17 protein-coding genes are annotated in these 19,316 nt (G+C 63.0%); 9 read left to right on the top strand and 8 right to left on the bottom strand.

Annotated elements, in window-relative coordinates:
- Positions 1-59 precede the first annotated feature (59 nt).
- Positions 60-539 carry a GNAT family N-acetyltransferase gene (locus JQ609_RS08605; RefSeq protein ID WP_212273030.1) on the bottom strand — a complete coding sequence of 160 codons (480 nt, stop codon included), beginning with the start codon at positions 537-539 and terminating at the stop codon, positions 60-62.
- A 999-nt stretch (positions 540-1,538) separates the two neighbouring features.
- Positions 1,539-3,014, bottom strand: a complete 1,476-nt coding sequence (locus JQ609_RS08610) for a YdiU family protein (protein WP_212273031.1) — start codon at positions 3,012-3,014, stop codon at positions 1,539-1,541.
- A 205-nt stretch (positions 3,015-3,219) separates the two neighbouring features.
- On the opposite strand from JQ609_RS08610, the gene aspS reads away from it, so the two are divergent.
- Complete coding sequence (gene aspS / locus JQ609_RS08615; protein WP_212212678.1) at positions 3,220-4,995, top strand: aspartate--tRNA ligase; 1,776 nt, start codon at positions 3,220-3,222, stop codon at positions 4,993-4,995.
- A gap of 7 nt (positions 4,996-5,002) precedes the next feature.
- On the opposite strand, the gene JQ609_RS08620 is transcribed toward aspS, so the two are convergent.
- Entirely contained in the window at positions 5,003-6,982 is a 1,980-nt protein-coding gene (locus JQ609_RS08620) for a hypothetical protein (protein ID WP_212212680.1), read from the bottom strand.
- Positions 6,983-7,244: 262 nt separating this feature from the next.
- Between JQ609_RS08620 and JQ609_RS08625 the strand changes: the two genes are divergently transcribed.
- The gene (locus JQ609_RS08625) at positions 7,245-9,554 is read left to right on the top strand and encodes an NADP-dependent malic enzyme (RefSeq protein WP_212212682.1); all 2,310 of its coding nucleotides are present in this window, start codon (positions 7,245-7,247) and stop codon (positions 9,552-9,554) included.
- A gap of 125 nt (positions 9,555-9,679) precedes the next feature.
- On the top strand, positions 9,680-10,129 hold the full coding sequence (locus JQ609_RS08630) for a DoxX family protein (RefSeq protein WP_212212684.1): 450 nt from the start codon (positions 9,680-9,682) through the stop codon (positions 10,127-10,129).
- An 11-nt stretch (positions 10,130-10,140) separates the two neighbouring features.
- On the opposite strand, the gene JQ609_RS08635 is transcribed toward JQ609_RS08630, so the two are convergent.
- The 4 genes from JQ609_RS08635 to JQ609_RS08650 form a co-directional block, all read right to left on the bottom strand.
- Positions 10,141-10,695, bottom strand: a complete 555-nt coding sequence (locus JQ609_RS08635) for a dihydrofolate reductase family protein (protein ID WP_212273033.1) — start codon at positions 10,693-10,695, stop codon at positions 10,141-10,143.
- 25 nt (positions 10,696-10,720) lie between these two features.
- Entirely contained in the window at positions 10,721-11,692 is a 972-nt protein-coding gene (locus JQ609_RS08640) for a polysaccharide deacetylase family protein (RefSeq protein WP_212273034.1), read from the bottom strand.
- A gap of 197 nt (positions 11,693-11,889) precedes the next feature.
- On the bottom strand, positions 11,890-12,483 hold the full coding sequence (locus tag JQ609_RS08645) for a glutathione peroxidase (protein ID WP_212273036.1): 594 nt from the start codon (positions 12,481-12,483) through the stop codon (positions 11,890-11,892).
- An 81-nt stretch (positions 12,484-12,564) separates the two neighbouring features.
- A complete protein-coding gene (locus tag JQ609_RS08650) occupies positions 12,565-14,367 on the bottom strand; it encodes a L,D-transpeptidase (RefSeq protein ID WP_212273037.1) in 1,803 nt (600 codons plus the stop codon).
- Between the two features lie 337 nt (positions 14,368-14,704).
- On the opposite strand from JQ609_RS08650, the gene JQ609_RS08655 reads away from it, so the two are divergent.
- Complete coding sequence (locus JQ609_RS08655) at positions 14,705-15,184, top strand: CreA family protein (protein ID WP_212273175.1); 480 nt, start codon at positions 14,705-14,707, stop codon at positions 15,182-15,184.
- 29 nt (positions 15,185-15,213) lie between these two features.
- Here the strand turns inward: JQ609_RS08655 and JQ609_RS08660 are convergent, their stop codons facing one another.
- A complete protein-coding gene (locus JQ609_RS08660) occupies positions 15,214-15,429 on the bottom strand; it encodes a hypothetical protein (protein ID WP_312014613.1) in 216 nt (71 codons plus the stop codon).
- 695 nt (positions 15,430-16,124) lie between these two features.
- Here JQ609_RS08660 and JQ609_RS08665 point away from each other — a divergent pair.
- The 5 genes from JQ609_RS08665 (at position 16,125) to JQ609_RS08685 (ending at position 19,304) form a co-directional block, all read left to right on the top strand.
- On the top strand, positions 16,125-16,289 hold the full coding sequence (locus JQ609_RS08665; RefSeq protein ID WP_212273039.1) for a hypothetical protein: 165 nt from the start codon (positions 16,125-16,127) through the stop codon (positions 16,287-16,289).
- A gap of 45 nt (positions 16,290-16,334) precedes the next feature.
- Positions 16,335-16,739: a hypothetical protein gene (locus tag JQ609_RS08670; protein WP_212212698.1), complete on the top strand. Its 405-nt coding sequence runs from the start codon at positions 16,335-16,337 to the stop codon at positions 16,737-16,739.
- A gap of 115 nt (positions 16,740-16,854) precedes the next feature.
- Positions 16,855-17,802, top strand: coding sequence for a serine hydrolase (locus JQ609_RS08675; protein WP_212273041.1), 948 nt, complete (start codon positions 16,855-16,857; stop codon positions 17,800-17,802).
- The gene (locus JQ609_RS35500; protein ID WP_283813837.1) at positions 17,684-18,124 is read left to right on the top strand and encodes a serine hydrolase; all 441 of its coding nucleotides are present in this window, start codon (positions 17,684-17,686) and stop codon (positions 18,122-18,124) included. The genes JQ609_RS08675 and JQ609_RS35500 overlap by 119 nt, the downstream gene beginning before the upstream one ends.
- A 223-nt stretch (positions 18,125-18,347) precedes the next feature.
- A complete protein-coding gene (locus JQ609_RS08685) occupies positions 18,348-19,304 on the top strand; it encodes a tetratricopeptide repeat protein (protein ID WP_249127758.1) in 957 nt (318 codons plus the stop codon).
- Positions 19,305-19,316 lie beyond the last annotated feature (12 nt).

The raw sequence follows: 19,316 nt of genomic DNA on the forward strand, positions 1-19,316 counted from the left end.
AACGCGGGTTCCGTCCCGTGGGCAGTTTGAACCGGGGCTGGGTCCTGCCGCGATATGCTTCACATCCGCTTCTCGAAGAACACACTCGCCGCAATGGATTGCGGCGCTTTCAGCGCGTAATCGCCAAACGCGGAACATTCCCGGAATCCCGTGCGTATATAGAGCCGCATCGCCGCGATCTGGCGCGTTCCTGTCTCCAGGCGCAACACAGGAAGTCCGGCGCCACGCACCTCGTCTTCGATGCGCGCGAGAATGGCGTCGGCAACGCCCTGGCCCCGCGCGATGCCGCGCACATACATGCGCTTGACCTCGGCATATTCAGGGAAGAGGGCGACGCCGCCGCAGCCCACCGCCGCGCCGTGACGTCGCGCGAGGAAGAAGCGGACATGCGGTTGAAAGATCGCATCGATGGAAAAGCCATGCCGCTGCTCCGGCGGATACTCCACCGCAAGCACGGCCTCGAGCTCGCCGATCAGCAGGCGCACCTCATCGGTCGCGGCCAGCGCAACTTCGATCTGCACGTCATCGCCCTTGCTCATCGGTGCTCCTTCTTGAACCCGTACGTTGGCGAGCTTGGCCCGGGCGGGCGAAGCGATATCAGGATTTTTTCAGATTCGTCCGCACAATTGCAACGTGATGCCGAAGATTGCGGGCAGCTTAGCGCGATCGATCAAATGTCGAGTAATTGACATTACCGCCCATCCGCAGGCGAGCCGTGTTTGGTGGCGTTGGGCACGATTCTTGGCGGCGTCATGCCGGGGTTCGGCGCAACTGCAAAGCTGTCTGTCGCCTGATCCGATGCGATCGGCTTGAAGGAGACTGGCCGCCGCGATGTCGCGAAAGCCGTTCGGGCCTGCGTGCAATGACACCGGGGCGCGACAAAACGACCCGACGGGCAAATCAGTTCTGATTTACGGAAATCGTGTCAAGCCCCAAAATAAAAAATATTTCTGTTTACCGGAAGGAAAATCAGGTGCATATCTTTGCCCATCCCGTCCCACTCAGAGGGCGTCGGCCGTCGTCACGGACGTTGGACGGGTTGCGGTGGACGCTGGTTTGCGCTGAGACGACGGCGTGGATTAAGCGTACGGCAAAACCGTGTGGTCCTGGCGCCCGTTGCAGGCGTCAAGCTGTCGGGTAGGCGAGAGCCGAAACGGCAGCGACGGAGTCAACCAAGAACTCGTCTCCGGGGAGATCACGGCATAAGCCGTAAAGCCATTGCGCAGGGAAGGCCGGGTGTTCACCGCTGCCCTGTATGCTCGTGTGCAGCCTTTTTAGTGCAAACCGCACACGAGACCGCGGGTGCAGCGCGCACCCGGTCTTCCCTGCGCCCTCTATTTGCAGAGGGCGGGAAGTTTCTGGCAAAGCTCGGGCGCAATCGTCGCGAGAAGGCGGCCACATATTCAACTGTCATCGCCCGGCTTGACCGGGCGACCCAGTATTCCAGAGAAGCCGATGATAGAACCGAGAAGCCGCGGCGTACTGGGTCCCCCGCTTTCGCGGAGGACGACGGTCACGGCATGGGGCGCATGACGAGTTCACGTCCCGCAGAACGTCTGCAACACGCGCTGCTCCGGCAATGGCGGATTGGCGTAGTCAGCAAACTCCGGCTGATCCTCGAACGGCTTTGCCAGCACGCTCAGCAATTCCTCGAACGGCGCGTAGTCGTCATTATTCATCGCGGCCTGGATCACGGCTTCGACGCGATGGTTGCGCGGGATGAAGGCCGGGTTGACCTTGCGCATCGCGGCGTGTCGCTCGGCTGCCGATTGCGGTTCGTCAGCAATCCGCTGCCGCCAGCGCGCCGCCCACTCATCGAACGCCGCGGGATCGAGGAACTGGGCCCTGACGCTGTCGTCGTTCGCGTCGAGCGCGACATCGGCGAGGCGGCGGAAGGTGAGGGTGAAGTCTGCGTGGTTCTTGGCCATGGCGTCGAGCAGGTCCTGCACCAGCGCTTCGTCGCCGTCACGCCGGCCGAGCAGGCCGATTTTGGCGCGCAGGCCGGCCTGGTAGGCGGTGGTGAATTGTTCGGCGAATTCGCCGAGGATGAATTGCGCCTGTTCGATCGCCTTGTCCTTGTCGTCGGAAAACAGCGGCAGCAGGCATTCGGCCAGCCGGGTCAAATTCCACAGCGCGATCTGCGGCTGGTTGGCGTAGGCGTAGCGCCCCATCTCGTCGATCGAGGAGAACACCTGAGCGGGGTCGTAATGGTCCATGAACGCGCACGGGCCGTAGTCGATAGTCTCGCCCGAGATCGAGCAATTGTCGGTGTTCATGACGCCATGGATGAAGCCGACCAGCAGCCAGCGCGCGACCAGATCAGCCTGCCGGGCGACCACGCCTTCGAGCAGCGCGTGATAGGGGCGCTCGGCCTTGGTGGCTTCCGGATAGTGTCTGGCAATCGCGTGGTCGGCGAGCTTGCGCACGCCGTCGGTGTCGCCGCGCGCGGCGAAGAACTGGAAGGTGCCGACGCGGATATGGCTCGCGGCCACGCGGGTCAGCACCGCGCCGGGCAGCATGGTCTCGCGCTGGACGCGTTCGCCGGTGATCACGGCTGCGAGCGACCGCGTCGTGGGAATGCCGAGTGCGAACATCGCCTCGCTGACGATGTATTCCCGCAGCACCGGGCCCAGCGCCGCGCGGCCGTCGCCGCGGCGGGAAAACGGCGTCGGGCCGCTCCCCTTCAGCTGGATGTCACGCCTGGTGCCGTCGGCGTCGATGACTTCGCCGAGCAAAATGGCCCTTCCGTCGCCGAGCTGCGGCACGAAATGCCCGAACTGGTGGCCGGCATAGGCCATCGCGATCGGGTCGGCGCCGTCGGGGACGCGTTTTCCGGCCAGGATCTCGGCACCCTCAGGGCTCGAGAGCACCTCCGGATCGAGGCCGAGATGGACGGCGAGCGCCCGGTTCAGCTTGATCAGCCGGGGGGCCGCCACGGGAGTCGGGGCTACCCGGGCGAAAAAGTTCGCCGGCAGCGCCGCATAGGTGTTCTGGAACGGGAAATGGACGGTCATGACCACAAAGATAGGCGCGCCCGGGGGATAGGCAAAGGGGTGGAGGCCCGTGGGTTCAAAACGCCGCTTTTTGGGCCAAAACAGGGGCCGCCACTGGTTGCCGCGCCTGACCTCGTCGGCTAAACCCTGCCGCAGCTCGGGCAGGCCTTGTTCCGCGATTCTTTGGCCCTCGATTCGACCTCCATTATCAGTTTTTGGGATTTCCATGCATCGCTACCGGTCACATACATGCGGCGCGCTCCGCGACAGCCACATCGGCGAAACCGTTCGCCTCTCGGGCTGGTGCCACGTCATCCGCGACCATGGCGGCGTGCTGTTCATCGACCTGCGCGACCATTACGGCATCACCCAATGCGTGGCCGACAAGGACTCGCCGGCGTTTGCGGAAGTCGAGAAGTTCCGCTCCGAGTGGGTGGTGCGGATCGACGGCAAGGTGCGCCATCGTCCCGAAGGCACCGTCAATGCCGAACTGCCGACCGGCAAGATCGAGATCTATGTCAGCGCGGTCGAAGTGCTGGGGCCTGCCGGCGAGCTGCCGCTGCCGGTGGCGGGCGAGCAGGAATATCCTGAAGACATAAGGCTTAAGTACCGTTTCCTCGACCTCCGTCGCGAGAAACTGCACCAGAACATCATGACCCGCGGCGCGATCGTCGATTCCATGCGCAAGCGGATGAAGGAGCAGGGCTTCTTCGAGTTCCAGACCCCGATCCTGACGGCGTCCTCGCCGGAAGGGGCGCGCGACTTCCTGGTGCCGTCGCGGATTCATCCGGGCAAATTCTACGCGCTGCCGCAGGCGCCGCAGCAGTACAAGCAGCTGCTGATGATGTCCGGCTTCGACCGCTACTTCCAGATCGCGCCGTGTTTCCGCGACGAGGATCCGCGCGCCGACCGCCTGCCGGGCGAGTTCTACCAGCTCGACGTCGAGATGAGCTTTGTCGAGCAGGAAGACGTGTTCGCGGCGATGGAGCCGGTCGTCACCGGCGTGTTCGAGGAATTCGCAAAAGGCAAGCCGGTGACAAAAGGCTGGCGGAAGATTCCGTTCGCCGAAGCCTTGAAGAAATATGGCAGCGACAAGCCGGACCTGCGCAATTCGATCGAGATGCAGGACGTCTCCGAACATTTCCGCGGCTCCGGCTTCAAGGTGTTCGCGCGGATGCTGGAAGACCCGAAGAACCAGGTCTGGGCGATCCCCGGACCCGGCGGTGGCTCACGCGCGTTCTGCGACCGGATGAACTCCTGGGCGCAAGGCGAGGGCCAGCCCGGTCTCGGCTACATCATGTGGCGCGAGGGCGGCGAGGGTGCAGGTCCGCTCGCCAACAACATCGGACCGGAACGTACGGCGGCGATCCGGGGCCAGCTCGGGCTCAAGGAAGGCGATGCCGCGTTCTTCGTCGCCGGTGACCCCGACAAGTTCTGGAAGTTCTCTGGCCTCGCGCGCACGAAGGTCGGCGAGGAGTTGAACCTGATCGACAAGGACCGGTTCGAGCTCGCCTGGATCGTCGACTTCCCGATGTATGAGTATGACGAGACTGAGAAAAAGGTCGACTTCTCGCACAACCCGTTCTCGATGCCGCAGGGCGGCCTCGACGCACTCAACGGGCAGGACCCGCTGACCATCAAGGCGTTCCAGTACGACATCGTCTGCAACGGCTACGAGATCGCTTCCGGCGGCATCCGCAACCACAAGCCCGAAGCGATGGTGAAGGCGTTCGAGATCGCGGGCTACGGCGAGAAGGACGTGGTCGAGCGGTTCGGCGGCATGTACCGCGCGTTCCAGTACGGCGCCCCGCCGCATGGCGGCATGGCGGCCGGCGTCGATCGCATTGTGATGCTGCTCTGCGGCACCACGAACCTGCGCGAAATCTCGCTGTTCCCGATGAACCAGCAGGCCGTCGACCTGCTGATGGGTGCGCCGTCTGACGTCGCGATCAAGCAGCTGCGCGAACTGCACATCCGGCTCAACCTGCCGGACAAGAGCTAGTGCAGGGTTAGAGTCCCGTCGAGGCCTCGATCCGGAATTGCGACAGCGCCAGCAACGGGTCGGTGTTCATGAACTGGTTGAGCTGCTGGAGCGGCAGCTTGCCGCGCGGCGTGAGTTTGACATTCAACGTCTGCCGCGGCGTCTCGATAAAGCGGGCGACGGCGTCCAGCGCCGCGAGCACGTCGGGATAGGCCGCGGCCGGTTCGCGTGCCGACCGGATCATGTCGACGATGGCGCTCCGCGCCGCCTCGCGGCTCACGTCCTGAAGGCGAGCATATTGGGCAACCGCGATGTCGATCGCGCCGGTGTCGCGCAGCACGAGCTCGATCGGGCCGGCCTCGATCTGCTCGGCCATCGCCGCCGCCTGCACCGGGTTGAGCGTGAACACGCCGCGAGGCACGTTGGTGAGCGACAGTTGCGCATTTGCCTTGAGGAGCCCGCCCAGTTCGAGCGACACCGGCTCAAGCGCGAACGTCTTCGTCGCCTCCGTCCAAACAGCGCCGACGTCATTATCGATGACTGCCTTGTCGAGGCCAGCCGCGATCAGCGCCATCAGTATAGGATCGGAGGCGTCGAGAGGCGTCGTCATCCTGGTGGTCATGCGGACCTTGGTCGGGATCGGGCCGACAAACTGCCCCCAGTCCAGGCTGAACTGTTCGATGCTGACCTGCTTGCCGGTGTTCTTGAAGGGGGCCACCAGTCCCCTGAGTTCAGCGCCCCCGATCAGCGGAATCATGTCCAGCGCCTTGTCGGGCGGCGGCGGCGAACCGGCGAATTGCGCCGACAGCCGCAGCAGATTGGCGACGTCGAGGGATTTGAGGGCAAAGCGGCCAAGCTTGACCGGCCCTTCGGGAGCGCGGCCATCGACGCCTTCGATCGCGAATTCGTTGACCTTGCCATTGTCCAGATCGAGCCGCATCGCCGACAGCTTGACGGGGCCTTGCGGGGTCTCCACGGAGAATCCGCGCATCTCGGCATTGCCGATCCGCATGCCCTCGTACAGCTTGGCCACCTTCTCGATCATCGCGCGCGCCTGCGCCGGCGTCGGCGGCGCGGCGCCGGGCGCAGGTATCATCGCCAGCAGATCCGGCACTTGCATGCGCGAGGGCCGCAAGCCCAGATCATCAATCGTGATGCCATCGATCCGCATGTTCAGGCCTTGCCCGGAGCTGACAACATAGGGCCCCGTCGTGATTTGGCGGTAGGCGCGGTAATATTGGTCGTCGCTGGCCTTCTGCGGATCGAACATCGCGGCCACCGCGCGGCTGTCGATGTCGTAGCCCGCGATATTGGCGAGGTTGCCGGTGAGCTTGTCCGGCTTGCCCCCCGCGCCTTGAGCGTTGACCGTGAACACCGCACCGTCGATCTTGGCGCTGGCGACCTTGCCGTCCTTGATGTCCTGCATCGCAAGGCCCGTATACGCGACCTCGCCACCGCCCGGCGTCGCAACGCCGGAGTTGATGGTTCCGGTCAGGCTAGGGGCCGTGATCGACGTCGCCGCAACGCCTGCGAACTGCTCGAGTACGGACCGGTAGATGTCGGCAAGGGCCGACGAGGCCGGCGGCCGCTGCAGGCTGGCGGGACCGGAATATTCCTTCACTGTGATCCGCGGCAGCTTGTAGGAGAGGTTCGATGGCGGCTGTGGGCCGATTGCAGCGCCGATATCGAGGTCGGCGATTTCGATGGTCTCGGCCGAGAACCGCGCCGCGTCCGGCTGGCTGACGCCGGATGCTGTGAGGTTGCCGATCTTGACGCTGACCGGCGGTTGCGCCGCCGACTGAGCCGCGATTTCGGCGATCGTGACCGTGCGGTTCAGGAGGTCGAACGACACCTTGCCGCGGCTCGCCTTGCCGCCCGCCGCGCGAACCTGCTCAAGTGCGGCGTCGACCTCGCTGGCTATTCGATGCTGGGTATAGAACTGAAAGCCGAAGAAACCGCCCACCGCGATCACGATTGCGGCAACCAGGCCGCTCAGAACCTTTACCATTCGGGCAGCTCCGGTTGCCGGTTGGGCGGAGGGCAATTTGCCGTTGTCGGTCGAATGACCGGGGATGGGGAGGGGCCATGCTACCGGCTTCGATCGTTTGCGTCGATCCGCCGGCCTCCGCGCCCTGTTGATGGGGGCGCCGTCAGCTGTTGCATCCAAGCGGTTGCGCGTGCTTCACATCCGGCTCAATCTGCCGGCAAACTGACCTCGTCCGGACGTGGCGAAGAAATAAAAGATCGGGACCGGGAACGCGGGAGTATGCATGTCGTCTTATTCTGAAGATCTCCATTCCGCAGCACTGGCGTACCATCGGCTGCCGCGGCCCGGTAAACTGGAAATTCAGGCCACCAAGCCGCTCGCCAACCAGCGCGACCTGGCACTGGCCTATTCGCCGGGCGTTGCAGCCGCCTGTACCGAAATCGCCAACAATCCAGCTGAAGCGGCGACCCTGACCGCCCGCGCCAACCTGGTAGCCGTGGTCTCCAACGGGACGGCCGTGCTCGGCCTCGGCAATATCGGCCCGCTGGCGTCCAAGCCGGTCATGGAGGGCAAGGCGGTCCTGTTCAAGAAATTCGCAGGGATCGACGTCTTCGACATCGAGATCGCCGCCGATACGATCGAGCGCGTGGTCGAGACGGTGGCGGCGCTGGAGCCGACCTTCGGCGGCATCAACCTGGAGGACATCAGGGGTCCGGAGTGTTTCGAGATCGAGGCGCAGCTCAAGGCGCGCATGAAGATCCCGGTGTTTCACGACGACCAGCACGGTACCGCCATCATCGTCGCCGCCGCGATCACAAACGCGCTGCTGCTGAACGGCAAGAAGCTTGCCGACGTCAAGATCGTCTGCTCCGGTGCAGGTGCCGCCGCGATCGCCTGCCTCAATCTCCTGGTGTCGCTCGGCGCGCAACACAAGAACATCTGGGTCTGCGATATCGACGGCGTCGTGCATGAGGGCCGCAACACGCTGATGGATCGCTGGAAGGCGGTCTATGCGCAGAAGACCAGCGCGCGCGTGCTCGCCGACGTGATCGGCGGCGCCGATATCTTTCTGGGCTTATCCGCGCCCAACGTGCTGAAACCGGAAATGGTCAAGGCGATGGCGGATCAGCCGCTGGTGATGGCGCTGGCCAATCCGAATCCGGAAATCATGCCGGACGAGGCGCGAAAAGCGCGCCCCGATGCGATGATCTGCACCGGGCGAAGCGACTTCCCGAACCAGGTCAACAACGTCCTGTGTTTCCCGTTCATCTTCCGCGGCGCGCTCGACGTCGGCGCCACCGGGATCAACGAGGAAATGAAGCACGCCGCGGTCGACGCGATCGCCCAGCTGGCGCGCGATCCGCCGTCGGACGCGGTGGCGCAGGGCTTCGACAGCGGCGAAACCCAGGGCTTTGGACCCGGCTCGCTGATTCCGAGCCCGTTCGATCCCCGCCTGATCCTGCGCATCGCGCCGGCTGTGGCCAAGGCAGCGATGGATTCCGGCGTGGCGACACGGCCGATCAAGAATTTCGACGAATACACCGCGCTGCTGGAGCGCTTTGCATTCCGTTCCGGCCTCGTCATGAAGCCGGTATTTGCCAAGGCGAAATCCCAGCCGGTGCGCGTGATCTATGCCGAGGGCGAAGACGCGCGCGTGCTTCGCGCCACCCAGGTCGTGCTCGAAGAGAAACTGGCGCGGCCGATCCTGGTCGGGCGGCCCTCGGTGGTCGAAGCCCGGATCAAGCGGTTCGGGCTGTCGATCAAGGCCGGGCAGGATTTCGACCTCGTCAATCCCGAGGACGATCCGCGCTACCGCTCCTACGTCCAGACCTATATCGACGTCGCCGGAAGGCGCGGTGTCACGCCCGAGGCCGCGCGAACCGTGGTTCGCACCAACGCCACCGTGATCGCAGCGCTTGCGGTGGTTCGCGGCGAGGCCGACGCGATGATCTGCGGCGTCGAGGGTCGCTACATGAGCCATCTGCGTCATGTCCGGGAAATCGTCGGCTTCCTGCCGGGCGTCAGCGATTTTGCGGCACTGGCGATGATGATCACCAGCAAGGGCTCCTATTTCATCGCCGACACGCAGGTCAGGCCCAATCCGAGCGCCGAGGAATTGGCCGAGATGGCATCGCTGGCGGCGATCCACGTCCAGCGCTTCAACATGAAGCCCCGCGTTGCCTTCGTGTCGCATTCCGACTTCGGCAGCTATGATACCGATAGCTCGCGCAAGATGCGTCTCGCCACCGCGCTATTGAAGGAAAAGCATCCGGAGATCGAGGCCGACGGCGAAATGCAGGGCGATACCGCGCTATCGGCGGCCGCGCGCAAGCTCGTGCTGCCGCATTCGAAGCTGGAAGGCGATGCCAACATCCTGATCATGCCGAACCTCGATACCGCCAACGTCGCCTACCAGATGATCAAGACGCTGGCGGATGCGCTGCCGGTAGGGCCGATCCTGATCGGACCGGCGCGTCCGGCGCATATCCTTACCCCGGGGGTGACCGCGCGCGGCATTCTCAACATGACGGCGGTTGCCGCCGTCGAGGCCCAGGAGCGTGCCGGCCGTGCGCAACCGACCCTGTTCGGCTAGCTGATGTCGACGGGTTCTAACGCGGATGGCTTCGATTTGATCGTTTGAAAAGCAGGGGCGAAACGCTCATAATCGCCTTGCGCGACCGCTTGTGACATTGCATTGCCATCCAGTGAGGCCGACCCATGCCAGCGTTCTTTACTTTCGGGCGAGTTTTGTTTGCCGTGCTCTTCATCTACACCGGAGCAACCAAGCTCTTCGGCATCCAGCAGACGGCGGATTTTATCGCGTCCAAGGTGACCATTCCCACGCTGCTCGCGCCCTATACTTCGCAGCTCGAAACCTTGACGGGCATGTCGACGCCGCAATTGCTGGCAATTTCGATTGGCGGGTTCGAGATCATCGCCGGGCTGATGATCGCGGTTAATTTCGGCGCGCGGTTCTTTGCGATCCTTCTGATCTTCTTCGTGCTGACAGCCACCTTCTATTTCCACGATTTCTGGAATCAGGCCTCGCCCGAGAACGCCAAGACGTTGATCGAGGCGTTGAAGAATCTCTCGATCATCGGCGCTCTGTTCATGATCGCGGGCTACGGCCGCGGGCCGCGATCGTCGGAACCTGCCTACGATGTCTAGAGCGGACGTGCTCAGGTCCGCCGCCACGGCGTGACGGTGACGTCAGCCGCCGGGTCGAGCATTTGCGGTTGTCCGGCGCGTAATCCGTGCGACGCCAACACCTGTTGCGGCGAGCGCGCGGGCACCCCGGGGAAGCAGGGCTCGCCGTCCGGCAGCCGCACGTGCGGCGCCTGTGACAGCCAGAACTCGTCGTAGCGGTCCATGAACATGCCGAACACATAAGGGCCGCCGATCACGGCGACTGTGCCGGCGCGAACCTCGACTTGCGTGCAGGCGGCCTCAAAGGAGGCGCCGGCCGGATTCCATAGCGTGGCGTTGGGATTGGAGGGATCGGGCGCAATCGCGCGAACCTTTCGCGTCAGGATCAGGCGCTTGCGCCGCGGCGAGTTCGGCTGGTCTTCGAAGGAATTGCGGCCGTGCAGGATCAGGTCGGCGCGGTCGAGCGCGGCTGTGAAGAACTGCTTGTCGCCCTCGAATTTCAAATCATCAGGCATGACATTGCTGGCGTTCGCCAGCATGCCGTCCGCCGAGACGATAACGTAGCCTTCGATGCGCAGCGCCGGCATGGACTTGTCGCCGAGTCGAAGCCGATTATTCCGAGATCGTCTGCACGACGCTGGAAACCGGGCGCGAGCTTACGGTCGGCAGCTTGGCTTCCTTCAGCAGTTCTTCGTCGGATTGCGGGAGGGTCTGCACCGGCGTCTTGGCGCGCATCGCAACCACCTTGTAGCCGCCGGCCTTCAGCTTCTTCAGGAGTTCGGGCAGCGCCTCGGCGGTGTGCTTCTGGAAGTCGTGCATCAGGATGATGCCCTTGCCCAGCTTTTCGACCTTGCGCATCACGGTATCGATGATGGTCTGCGACTTGCTCGCCTTGAAGTCGAAGGAGTCGAGGTCACAGGAGAAGATCGCAATGTTGCGGGTGCCGAGATAGGTGACGATCTCAGGCGGATGCTGCAGCGCCGGGAAGCGGAAGAACGGTGCCGGCGAGGTGCCGCCGAGCGCCCACTTGACCGCGCTGAAGCCTTTTTCGATCTCGTCCTTGCGCTGCTGCTCGGTCAGCTTCTTGTTGACCAGGGCTGCGTGTGACCAGGTATGTGAACCGATCGCATGGCCGGCTGCATAGACCTGTTTGAGAATTTCTGGATAATAGGTGGCATGCTTGCCGATCGGGAAGAAGATGCCCGTGGTGCATTCTTCGGCGAGCGTCTTCAACACCGACGGCGTGTTGACCGGCCACGGGCCGTCGTCGAATGTCAGCACGACTTCCTTGTCGCGCAGGAAGTCCAGATCCTTGAAATGTTCGAAGCCGAAGCCGGGACCGCCCGTTGTGTCGATCTCCACAGTGCGGCCGACGCCGAGTGCGTTCGGGTTGGTGCAAGGAGGCCGGGTCGGAGCGGCCGCGGCCTTCGGGGCAGGTGCTGGCTGGGGTGCTGCGGCAGCAGGTGCTGGAGCTGCCGCCGGGGCCGCAGCGCCGCCCTTGGCTGGCGGCGTCTGCGACCAGGCCGCGCTCGAGGTCAACAACGAAACCGCGCCTGCAAAGATCAACCCTGCCGCAATACGCATCTTGTTTTCCTTAAATGATCCCGCGTCCGGTACCGGCTTTGCCGTCGTCCGGCCGCTTCCCGCCCCAACGCACAATAGCCTAGTTGCCGCTGCCTCGCCAAGGCAACGGCTGCCACACAGGCAGCCGATTTGTCGTCGAACCGGTTAATTCAGGGGATTATTTCCCGCTGCTTCGACGCGTGGCCCGCAGCGACCCGCTAGCCGCTTCGTTCGGAAACACCTGGTGCGAGCGCCCGCGCAATCGCGGTCTTCACCCGCGTATCCGAGGGGTCGACGGATTCCGGGAAGACTTCGGCGATATAGCCGTCGCGGCCAATCAGGTATTTGTGGAAGTTCCAGCGCGGAACATCCTTCGGCCGTGCTTCTGCAGCCCATTTGTAGAACGGATGCGCATTTGGCCCTTTCACGATGGCCTTGGCCGATATCGGGAAGGTCACGCCGTAATGGTGCTGCGCGGTTGCTGCGATTTCGGTCGCGCCGCCTGGTTCCTGGCCGCCGAAATCGTTGGAGGGAACGCCGACGATCATCAGGCCGCGGTCGCTGAACTGCGTCCACAATTCCTGCAGCCCCTTATATTGCGGCGTGAAGCCACAAAGCGAGGCGGTGTTGACGATCAGGAGGGGACGGCCGGCATATTCCGAAAGCCTGATATCGCCGCCGGCCAATCCGCCAAACGAAAACGCGTAGGCGGTGATCCGGCTCATGCCGGCCTGGGCGTTCGCGATCCGGGTTGAGCCCATACCCGCAATGGCGGCCAACGTTGCCGTCATCATGGTTCTGCGGTCGATCATGGCCGGCCTCGCGCGAGATTGATCGGCGCAAAGCATAGCTGAACCGGCGAACCGGCGCTCGTCAACAAGCTGTTATGCGAGTCAGCGCAGCGGAACGATGAAGTCGGTGCCTTCGCCGGTTTCCCCAGTATTGATGCCGTGATCGGACACCACGATCGAGCCGCCCGTCGTCAGGGCCTCGGCGATGCGCGCCATCGCTTCCGGCGGCACGGTGATGCGGTCCAGTGCTTCGGCCGGGCTGTTCGGCGCTGGTGCCGGCTTGGCCTCGGCCGGGGCTCCGCCGGCGACCTTGCGCCGGCGCGCGGCGCGCTCGTCTTCTTCCTTGATGGCCGCGTTGCGGGCGGTCACCGGCAGTGACACCACCGACCAGCGCAGCAGATTGGGATCGTTCTTGTCGACTTCCGCCGTGAACACATGCGTGCCCAGCATCCGCTCGCTCGGCGCGATCGTCACGGGCACGTCGAACAGCGGGGTGAAGTTCTGCCGCACGTAGAGCTTGCCGTCCTTGCGGCTGACGAACACCGCGATCTGCCCGGTGCGCTTCGGTTCCGGCTTCGCCGCGGCCTTCTCGACGCCTGGCAGGCGCGACGGATCCTTTTTCGCATCGGGCGCAACGGCAGGCGTATCGGCGATTGCCTTGACGGGCTCGGCCGGTTTTTCGGCGGCCTTGGCTGCTTCAGCTTTCGGTGTCTCGACCTTGGGCGCTTCGGCCTTGAGCGTCCCGGTTCTGACTTCGTCCGACTTCACCTCATCCGGTTTCGCGTCAGCCGATTTGGCCTCGACCGGGGCGTCGCTGGCGGAGATTTCGCTCTTGGTCGTGTTGCCGGTCTCAACCGATTTGACCTCGGCCGTTGCAGCATCCGACGAATTGGACTCGGACGATGTCACTTCGGCCGGCTTGCTGTCGGTAGACGCGGCGTCGGTGCTCTTGGCGGGCTCTGGCTCAGCATCCGATTTCACCGGCTCGGACTTCGCGACTTCGCTGGAGACCGGCATCCTGCTCGCCGAGGACGAAGCATCGGACATCGTCACAGCGGAATTGGTCGCCGGCATGGCTCCGCTGGCATCCGCAGTATGGGTTCGTTCGCGTAACGGCGTCCGATCGGGGGTGCCGTGACCGTGACCGACGGTCGATCGCAACTCGAGGCTCGTGTCTGAACTCGCGGACTTGATTGCGGATCCAGCGTCCGCGCCCTTGTCGGATTTCACCGCCGGCGCGTCCGACATCGGCTCGTCGGCGACCACAGGTTGCGGCACGACCTTCTGTGCCACCAGCAGCGGGTGCGAGAAACTCGAAGGCGTCATCTCGCCGGGCGTGACGATGACCCGCGCGCCCATCTTGGTCCACTTCCACATCTTCGCGGCAAAGGCCATCGGCAAACGGATGCAGCCGTGCGACGCCGGATAGCCGGGCAGGACGCCGGCATGCATCGCGACACCCGACCAGGTGATGCGCTGCATAAACGGCATCGGCGCGCCGCTGTAGATATTGGAGTGGTGCATCTTGTGCTTCTGGATGATGCTGAACACGCCCATCGGGGTCGGATGGCTTTTCGTGCCAGTCGACACCGGACTTTCCGCGAAGATTCCGTTGGCGTCGTAGACCCTGACCTTTTGCTGGTTGATCGAGATCGCGATGATCAGGGGGCCCTGCGGCTTGGCGCTGACTTCCTTTTCGGCGGCCATCATGGCCTTCGAGGGCTTGCGGGTCCGCTGCTTGCGCGGCTGGGCTGATGGTGCCGGCCGGTAGAAGCTGGGGTCGGAATCCTGCCAGTAATACAGGGCGGCGTCGGCGTGGGAGGAGGCGGCGATCGTGCCTGCGGCAACCAGAATAGCTATCTGCCAAAATCGCTGGTTCGCGCTGCTTACGCTCGTACTATTCAACCCAAAAAGCCGATGCCCGCTCACGCCCAAATTCCCTAAGTCCAGATCGTCGAATCCGATGTTCCGATAATCATTTGTTGTTGCAGACGCGAAAAGCGTTCACCAGCTTAAGCCCTCTAAACCCGCGCTTTTCGCCGCAAGCGTAGCAAAAAAGCCTCACATTCCGTTAAACGCGAGCTCCCCCGCACCGTTCCTCAGCCTTCCTGTGCGGCATTTGCACATTACATAACCGGTGGGTCCTTCAGCGGAGATAGAAATGACATTCAAGGCCATCGGTAAATGTGACAAGTCATGGAGAAATCTGGCCTTGGGCGCATCGTTGGCGGTGTTGGCCGCGATGGTGTGGCAGGCCGGTCCGGCCTTTGCCGCCGACGAGCCGGACCTGATCTTCCGTCGCTCCACCGTGTTCAAATGGCTGAGCCCAAATGACAAGCTTGCGACCTACGGTGTCGATGACCCCGAGGTCGACGGCGTGGCCTGCCATTTTACGGTGCCGGAGAAGGGCGGTTACAAGGGCTGGCTCGGGCTTGCCGAGGAAGTTTCAGATATTTCGCTGGCCTGCCGCCAGATCGGGCCGATCCGGTTCAAGGGCAAGATGTCCCAGGGCGACGACATGTTTCGCCAGCGCCGTTCGCTGTTCTTCAAGAAAATGCAGATTGTCCGCGGCTGCGATCCCAAGCGGAACGTGCTCGTCTACATGGTGTATTCGGACCGGCTGATCGAGGGGTCACCCAAGAACTCGACATCCTCGGTGCCGGTCATGCCCTGGGGAGCCGCCGACGCCGCGGTGCAGAAATGTGCCGAGTTCATCCAATAGTAGTCCGGACCAGGCGGCCGTCCCGGGACTTACCGTTTCACCGGATTGGGCTGTGGGCGGACCTCTGAGCCGGCGGGCCGGACCTTAGGCTCGTGGCAGCCAACCAGCCGCACGAACTTCTGTGGCGAGCACTGATTGTCGCCCATGACCGGTGCGCCCTGCTGCGACATCGCACCAGCCATCTGTTGCTGGCCGGATTTGCGGGGCGAGGATTGATTGCCAACACTGATGTTGCCATTGCCCACGACGGCTATCCTTTGTTGGACTGTGAACGGGAACAACGCCGAACCAACGGGAAAGGTTGCACGGGGTGTCTGCTTGAGTCGGGCGGACCGAGGCTTCGGTTCACAACTGAGTATGCTGCGCTGCGGCCTATTCAGCAGACAAAGATTAAGAACCTGGATTAAGAACTTGCGACGGCGTCGAACCACCTGACAGCAAGGGGCGTCTCATCGCCAGATGGTGAATGGAGACGTCAGATGCGCGCCCTCAGCTGCATAATTGCCCTTGTTTTCGTCCTGACCGGCCCGTCACTGGCGGGCAGTGCCGATCGCGACATGCCTGGGGTAGGGACGTTCACCTATTGCGGATCGCCTGTCGTGACGCCCGAACCCGATTTGACTGCTGTCGACAGCGAGTGAGCCCGTTTCGCCTCCCTTCGGCGGTACACGGCAGGGCCCAGACTCAAAATCGCGAAAACAACCCCACGCAAAGTAGAATGGCCCCGGTTCGCAGGTGACCTGTAGCTCTATGCAGCCATTGATACTGAAATCATTGGGTTTTTCTCGCTAATGTTTCGTCCCTGGCCGACCGACGAAACAATTCACCCCTGCAATGAAACCATTTTCCGCTTTTGGCGCAGATATCCGGAAACAGCCGTTGGCTATCACTCTGCCAACGAAACGGCGGGGACGCCGGCACCGAAACCGGAGACAGTCAAATGCGGACCATCAGCTTCATCCTCGCCTTCGCCTTCATCCTGGCTGGTCCCTCGGTCGCGGGCTCCTCGGATCAGGGCTTGCCCGGCATCGGCACCTTCTCCTACAACGGCGCGCCGGCGGCGCCCTCGGCTCCGCAGCCGATCGTTGTCGCAGCTGTCAACTGATCGCAGCTAACAGCTCGCAAGAGAATTTGCCGGTAAAGGCTCAGTATGTTTGTACGTTTTGGTGCCGCTGCGATTTTGGTTTCCTGCCTGCTGGGCGCTTCAGCCCAGGCCCAAACCCAGTTAACGGCGCAGATGCGGTTCCAGCAGGGGCCGATCGGCTCCATGTTCAAGCTCCCCGATCCCCGCGGTGAGTTTGTACGGCTGTGCGCGCCCCACATGGTCGGACGTTGGGCGCATCCCGAAACAGTTTGCACTTGCCTGCACGATCATGCGGCCGCGACCGTCGAGGATAATGATCTGCGCGAAGCCTTGCTGCGCGGCATCAGCGAGACCGGCGTGCCCACGATCGAGACCGCCTGGGTGCCAGCGTCGAAGCAGTCCGAAATCGGCCCGACCTTCACCAAGATCGCCAAGCCGACGCTGCAATGCATGTTCGAGCCGTCGAACTAGTTCGCGCGAGATCTCACGCAACCACTGGTTAACGGCGATCTCGATGCCGTCACGGGTTCGGCAAGCCGTCACCGCCATGATGTGCAATGTTGTTCGATGATCTCCGGGGAGCGCGATGGCGTTCGCCCCCGCGCGCGGGAGTCGGCCAATGCAGCAACGACGAATTTTTTCCACTTATCTCCTTGCATGCTTTCTTGGTGCCCTGGCAGTCCCGGCCTTTGCCGCCCCCGACGAGGAGCTGCTCGGCAAGGACAAGGGCTATCCGGTCGGCACCCGCGCCAACTGGTTCTTCGATGAAGGTGTGCGGGTTGGATCCTTCAGTCATATTGACGAGATCTTTCCATACAACAGGCTGGGCAAGGCCGAATCTCCATTGCCTTTTGTTGCGGCCGGCGGCGAAACAAAGCTCGGCTACCGGTTCGAAAACCAGAGCTGGACCCTCGACGATTTTCTCGCGCACCAGCGCGTTACCGGGCTTTTGGTGATCAAGGACGGCGCGGTCCTGTTCGAGCGCTACCAGTACGATCGCAAGCCGTCCGACCGCTTCATCTCGCATTCGATGGCGAAATCCATCGTCAGCCTGGCTGTCGGGATGGCGCTCGCCGAGGGCCGCATCACTTCGCTGGATGATCTGATTTCGAAATACGTGCCCAAACTTGCCGGCAGTGCCTATGGCGAGACCACCATACGCAGTGCCCTGCGCATGTCGTCCGGCGTGCAGTTCAGTGAAATCTACGACGGCAAGGACGATCTGACGCGGTTCGTGATTGCCCGCGGCCGCGAAGGATCGATATCAGCGCTGCGCCAGTTCGAGACCCGCGACGCCGAGCAGGGCACGCGGTTTCACTATGCCTCCAGCGAGACCGTTCTGCTGGCCGTGCTGCTCCGCGAGGTCACCGGCACCACGCTCAGCCAATACCTGACCACGCGGCTCTTGGCAACTGATGGGCGCCGAAGCCGACGCGACGTGGACCACGACGGCGGACGGCTCGGAAGTGGCGTTGGGAAATTTCAATGCGACGCTGCGCGATTACGGACGTCTGGGAATGCTGCTGGCCAATGATGGCGCGGTCGGCGGCAAGCAGATTGTGCCGAAGGACTATCTGCTGGATGCGACCGACTGGCAGCGGCAACCTCCGGCATTCGCGCCGGGGAAGGCCACGCCGTATTTCGGATACGGCTATCAGTTCTGGCTCTATCCCGGCGAGAAGCGGAGGTTTGCCTTGCTCGGTGTCTACGGCCAGTCGATCTTCGTCGACCCCGAGCTCAAGCTCGTCATGGTGGTCACGGCCGCAGCCAAAAACGCCAATGTCGGAAAGGAATCGTTCGCTTTCGAACGCGGTGCCGTTTGGCGCGGGATCGTCAGCAAATACGGCCGCTGGTAAGGCTCAACGGGCTGGCGAGACGGCGCGAAACGATGGCGGCCTTTACGACCACGCTTTAAGCGGCGAATTGATCTGACGTGACGCCGCCGCATGTCGGTTTCGTGCCACAAGCGGCGTGATTGCTGCGCGGTGACCCGTCAGTATGAACCTCTCTAGCCACTGAAGATACAAAGGGCGGGTATGTCGCGGAAGAACCGCGACGGAGGCAAATGTGATGAAGGCCATGAAAGCATCTATCCGCATTGCGGTCACCGCGCTGGCCCTGAGCCTGTCAGTCATCGTGCCATCCTACGCCGAGCAGGATGAGGCAAGCCGTCTCAACCAGGAATCCAAGGAACTCTATCGGGTCGGAAAGTACGCGGCAGCGCTTCCGCTGGCCCAGCGGTTGCTGGCCATGCGCGACAAGGAGTTTGGTCCCGATGATGCAATGGTCGCGCTGCCGCTGAATGACCTCGGCACGATCCACTACAATCTGGGTCAATACGCCGTCGCCGAGCCGCTGTACAAGCGTTCATTGGCGATCAGGGAGAAGACACTCGGTCCGGATCATGCCGAAGTCGCAAGCGTGCTGAATAATCTCGGCGAACTCTACCGCGCGGTAGAGCGTTTTGCCGAGGCGGAGCCGCTGCTCAAGCGGTCGATCGCCATTCGCGAGAAAACGGTCGGTCCTGACGATCCGGACATCGTGCTGGCGCTGAGCAACCTGGCCGCTCTCTATAGCAACCAGCGTCGATACGATCAGGCCGAGCCGCTGTTCAAGCGCGGGCTGGCCATTCTCGAGAAGGCGCACGGTCCGAGCGATCCAGAGGCCACGGTTTTGATGAATAACCTGGCCTATGTCTACATCAACCGGCATCGTTATGCCGATGCCGAACGGCTGCTCAAGCGGTCGATGGCCGTGACCAAGAAAGCGTTCGGCCGCGATCATCCTGATGTAGCGCAGGCGCTGAACAGTCTGGCCACCGTTTATGGGCGACTGGGCCGTAACGCCGACGCCGAGCGGCTTTACAAGCGGTCGGTGGCCACCTTCGAAAAGACGCTCGGCCCTAACCATCCGGACCTCGCGGACGTTCTGCAAAACCTGGCCGGTCTCTACAAGGATCAGCGCCGCTACGGCGATGCCAACGCGCTTTTCAAGCGGTCGATGGCCATTCGCGCGAAGGCAGGCTCGCCTGCCTGAGATTGCGACTAT

This window comes from Bradyrhizobium sp. AUGA SZCCT0169 (assembly GCF_018130085.1).
GTDB lineage: Bacteria > Pseudomonadota > Alphaproteobacteria > Rhizobiales > Xanthobacteraceae > Bradyrhizobium.

What these genes read in the sequence shown, in the direction of transcription:
- JQ609_RS08685 (WP_249127758.1), top strand. Translation starts at nt 18,348, where the DNA reads ATGAAAGCATCTATCCGCATTGCGGTCACCGCGCTGGCCCTGAGCCTG.
- JQ609_RS08675 (WP_212273041.1), top strand. Translation starts at nt 16,855, where the DNA reads ATGGCGTTCGCCCCCGCGCGCGGGAGTCGGCCAATGCAGCAACGACGA.
- JQ609_RS08640 (WP_212273034.1), bottom strand. Translation starts at nt 11,692, where the DNA reads ATGCGTATTGCGGCAGGGTTGATCTTTGCAGGCGCGGTTTCGTTGTTG.
- JQ609_RS08645 (WP_212273036.1), bottom strand. Translation starts at nt 12,483, where the DNA reads ATGATCGACCGCAGAACCATGATGACGGCAACGTTGGCCGCCATTGCG.
- JQ609_RS35500 (WP_283813837.1), top strand. Translation starts at nt 17,684, where the DNA reads ATGGGCGCCGAAGCCGACGCGACGTGGACCACGACGGCGGACGGCTCG.
- JQ609_RS08670 (WP_212212698.1), top strand. Translation starts at nt 16,335, where the DNA reads ATGTTTGTACGTTTTGGTGCCGCTGCGATTTTGGTTTCCTGCCTGCTG.
- aspS (WP_212212678.1), top strand. Translation starts at nt 3,220, where the DNA reads ATGCATCGCTACCGGTCACATACATGCGGCGCGCTCCGCGACAGCCAC.
- JQ609_RS08655 (WP_212273175.1), top strand. Translation starts at nt 14,705, where the DNA reads ATGGTGTGGCAGGCCGGTCCGGCCTTTGCCGCCGACGAGCCGGACCTG.
- JQ609_RS08620 (WP_212212680.1), bottom strand. Translation starts at nt 6,982, where the DNA reads ATGGTAAAGGTTCTGAGCGGCCTGGTTGCCGCAATCGTGATCGCGGTG.
- JQ609_RS08630 (WP_212212684.1), top strand. Translation starts at nt 9,680, where the DNA reads ATGCCAGCGTTCTTTACTTTCGGGCGAGTTTTGTTTGCCGTGCTCTTC.
- JQ609_RS08635 (WP_212273033.1), bottom strand. Translation starts at nt 10,695, where the DNA reads ATGCCGGCGCTGCGCATCGAAGGCTACGTTATCGTCTCGGCGGACGGC.
- JQ609_RS08625 (WP_212212682.1), top strand. Translation starts at nt 7,245, where the DNA reads ATGTCGTCTTATTCTGAAGATCTCCATTCCGCAGCACTGGCGTACCAT.
- JQ609_RS08605 (WP_212273030.1), bottom strand. Translation starts at nt 539, where the DNA reads ATGAGCAAGGGCGATGACGTGCAGATCGAAGTTGCGCTGGCCGCGACC.
- JQ609_RS08610 (WP_212273031.1), bottom strand. Translation starts at nt 3,014, where the DNA reads ATGACCGTCCATTTCCCGTTCCAGAACACCTATGCGGCGCTGCCGGCG.
- JQ609_RS08665 (WP_212273039.1), top strand. Translation starts at nt 16,125, where the DNA reads ATGCGGACCATCAGCTTCATCCTCGCCTTCGCCTTCATCCTGGCTGGT.